Genomic DNA, 3,190 nt, shown 5'->3' with positions numbered 1-3,190 from the left:
CACCGCACCGACCTCGACCACACCCGCGACCACACCCGCGACCACGCCCACGGCGGCCCCACCACCGCCGACGACCTCGGCCCGGCCTGCCGCCATGATCACGGCCTCAAACAACGCGGCTGGACGCTCACCCAGCCCGAACCCGGCGTCTTCGTCTGGCGCAGTCCCCTCGGCCGCGAATACCGCACCCGAGCCGACCCCCTGCTCCCGCCACCACCCCCGCCGCTCCCGGTCAGCGAGGAGGACGACAGCTGTTGCGCCGACCCCCTCGACGACCTCGACCGAAGCCAGCCCCTGATCGGCTGGCGACCCGCCACCGACGACCACGACGACGAACCCCGACCACCACCCCACCCCGCCACCGACCTCGACGAACCCCCACCCTTCTGACGGCCCGTTCTCCGGCGGGCCGTCGCAGGGTCGTGCCCGCAGATCTCCGCACTCTTCGGACGGCCCCATCTTCGGCATCGCGTCTCCGGGGGCGGGTCAGCGCGAGCCCCATCGGGGGTCGTTCCGCCGCAATGGCCAGAGGGGCGGGTTCAGCTGAGCTCGAACCGTTCTCCCGGTCCACTCCTCGAGACCTGCGGCTTCACGAGGGGGTCGGGTTCGCAAACAGTGCCCCTGCGGTCCTGACGTCGCAGACACGCGAGGCGCCGGTCAGAGCGGAGGCAGGCCGGCCTGCTTGACGAAGCAGCGAGTGTCCGCACCCTCGGAGAGCCGCACCTTCGGGAAACCCGCTCTCACCGAAGGCGTGCCGTCACGCTCGACCTCCGAAGCTCCGCGCGAGGCAGTACGCGGGGGTACTCATGCACACCGGGCAGGCGCACCCCGCCCCGCGGCGCCGTCAGAAGACGAGCCGACGCCCATCCCTCAGCTGGCCCTCCCCGGGAGCCGGTCGGGGTCGGCGCCGGGGCCGGGGTTGGCGACGATCTCGGCGATGTCGGGGGTGCGGTCGCAGCGGTCGCAGGTGGTGGTGAGGTGGACCCCGCCCCCGCAGTCGTCGTGCGTGAAGAGGATCGGGGGGCCGTCGGGGGCGGCCCAGCGGTCGCCCCACTCCGTGAGGGCGACGATCACCGTGCCCAGCTCCCGGCCCTTGCGGGTGAGGGCGTAGCCCTCCGGGCGTTCCTCCATCAGTCCGGCGGCCACGAAGCTCTCGAGGCGCTTGGCGAGGACGTTGGGCGCGATGCCGAGGCGGCGCTCGAAGTCCGAGAAGCGGCTCATGCCGGCGAAGACCGCGTTGCGGATGATCAGCAGGCTCCAGCGCTCCCCGACGAGCTCGAGGGCGCGGGCCGCGGAACAGTTCTCGCGCTCGTACAGGCGTCCCAGCACGCCACCAGGATAGGCCGATTCCGCTTGCGTGATGCAAGTCTCACCCTCTACCGTACTTGCATCACGCAAGTCGACCCGAAGGGGATGAGGACGATGGCACTTCCGCAGGTGGTCTCGCGGGACGAGTGGCTGGCCGCACGCCGGGCGCTGTTGTTGCGCGAGAAGGAACTGACCCGGGCCCGAGACGTGCTCGCCGCGGACCGGCGGCGGCTGCCGATGGTGCGGGTGGAGCAGGACTACCGGTTCACGGGGCCGGAGGGCGAGGTGGGGCTGCTCGACCTGTTCACGGGCCGCAGTCAGCTGATCCTGCAGCACTTCATGTACGACCCGGCCTGGGACGAGCCGTGCCGGAGCTGCAGCGCCATGGCCGCCGAGACCGGTGAGGGCGTGCGCGACCACCTGGCCCGGCGGGACACGGCCTTCGCCGCGGTGTCGCGGGCGCCGTACCCGAAGCTGCAGGCCGCGCGCGAGGCCCGGGGCTGGACCTTCCCCTGGTACTCGTCCGAGGGCAGCACCTTCAACTACGACTTCCACGCGACGCTCGACCCCGCCGTCGCGCCCGCGAACTACAACTTCCGGGATGCCGGGGAGCTGTCGGCCGCGGGCCTCGACTGGATGGTCGACTACGTCGGCGAGCAGCCGGCGATCAGCACGTTCCTGCGGGACGGCGACCAGGTCTTCCACACCTGGTCGACGTACGGCCGCGGTGTCGAGGAGATGATGCACGGCTACCACCTCCTCGACCTGACGGCGCTGGGGCGGCAGGAGGACTGGGAGGAGCCCAAGGGGCGGTCTCCGGTCGTGCACGCGGCCGACCCCGGCTACACGAGCTGAGCCCGGGGGATCGAGCCAGGGCCGTTCGGCCCGTACCGCGGGCCGAACGGTCGCTCCTACGATCGCCCGGTGCGTCTCCTGGAGCGCGACCACCCGCTGGCGGTCGTGCGCGACCGGGCGGCGCAGGCGGCCGAGGGTGGCGGCCGGCTGGTGCTGCTGGCCGGCGAGGCCGGGATCGGCAAGACGGTCCTGCTGCGGGCCCTCGCCGAGGAGCTGCCCCGTGAGCAGGTGCTGTGGGGGATGTGCGACGCGCTGTCCACGCCGCGGCCGCTCGGCCCGCTGCGGGACGTCGCGCACGCGCTCGGGCCCGCCGTCACCACGCAGCTCGCCGACGGGGCGCCGCCGCACGAGGTGTTCGCGGCCGTGCTCGACGCGTTGCGGGCGCGGCCGCGGACGCTGGTGATCGAGGACCTGCACTGGGCGGACGACGCCACGGCGGACCTGGTGCGGTACCTCGGCCGACGGATCTCCTCGCTGCCGCTGCTGCTGGTGCTCTCGTACCGCGACGGGCTCGCCGCCGACCATCCGCTCGTCCCGGTGGTCGGCGACCTGGTCTCGCTGCCGGACACCCGCCGCGTGCAGCTCGCGCCGCTGAGCCGGGGCGCGGTGGAGCAGTTGTGCGCCGGCAGCGGGCTCGACGCCGCGGAGGTGCACCGGCGCACGGCGGGGAACCCGTTCTACGTCAGCCAGATCGTGGCGCAGCCGGAGTCGCGGCTGCCGGCGAGCGTCCGGGAGGCCGTGCTCGCGCGGGCGGCGGCGCTCGACCCGGAGCACCGCCGCTGCCTGGAGCTGCTCTCGTGCACGCCCGAGCCGGTCGGCGCCGCGCTGCTGGCCGCCCTGGGCGTGCCGCCCGCGACCGTCGAGGCGCTCGTCGGCACCGGGCTCGTCGACCGCCACGGTGACGGGCTGGCCTTCCGGCACGAGATCGCCCGCTCGGCGGTGCTCGACGCCGCCCCGGGCCCCGCCGTGGACCGGCACGCCGCCATGATCGCGGCGCTGGAGGCGACCGGCGGGGACGCGAGCGTGC

3 protein-coding genes and 1 pseudogene are annotated in these 3,190 nt (G+C 73.9%); 3 read left to right on the top strand and 1 reads right to left on the bottom strand.

Features of this window, described 5'->3' with window-relative positions; all coding sequences use genetic code 11:
• Positions 1-390: pseudogene (locus AB0B41_RS42920) on the top strand (hypothetical protein); the annotation flags it as partial.
• 480 nt (positions 391-870) lie between these two features.
• Here the strand turns inward: AB0B41_RS42920 and AB0B41_RS42915 are convergent.
• Positions 871-1,329: a helix-turn-helix domain-containing protein gene (locus AB0B41_RS42915; RefSeq protein ID WP_358212965.1), complete on the bottom strand. Its 459-nt coding sequence runs from the start codon at positions 1,327-1,329 to the stop codon at positions 871-873.
• A 93-nt stretch (positions 1,330-1,422) separates the two neighbouring features.
• Here AB0B41_RS42915 and AB0B41_RS42910 point away from each other — a divergent pair, with 93 nt between their 5' ends.
• Positions 1,423-2,163 (top strand): DUF899 domain-containing protein, encoded by a 741-nt coding sequence (locus AB0B41_RS42910; RefSeq protein WP_358212964.1) that lies wholly within the window; start codon positions 1,423-1,425, stop codon positions 2,161-2,163.
• Positions 2,164-2,232: 69 nt separating this feature from the next.
• Positions 2,233-3,190: AAA family ATPase (locus AB0B41_RS42905; protein WP_358212962.1), on the top strand; the 958-nt coding region annotated here is incomplete at its 3' end.

The organism is Pseudonocardia sp. NPDC049154, from assembly GCF_040648315.1.
Lineage (GTDB): Bacteria > Actinomycetota > Actinomycetes > Mycobacteriales > Pseudonocardiaceae > Pseudonocardia.
This window is presented reverse-complemented; position numbering and strand designations above follow the sequence as displayed.

What these genes read in the sequence shown, in the direction of transcription:
- AB0B41_RS42910 (WP_358212964.1), top strand. Translation starts at nt 1,423, where the DNA reads ATGGCACTTCCGCAGGTGGTCTCGCGGGACGAGTGGCTGGCCGCACGC.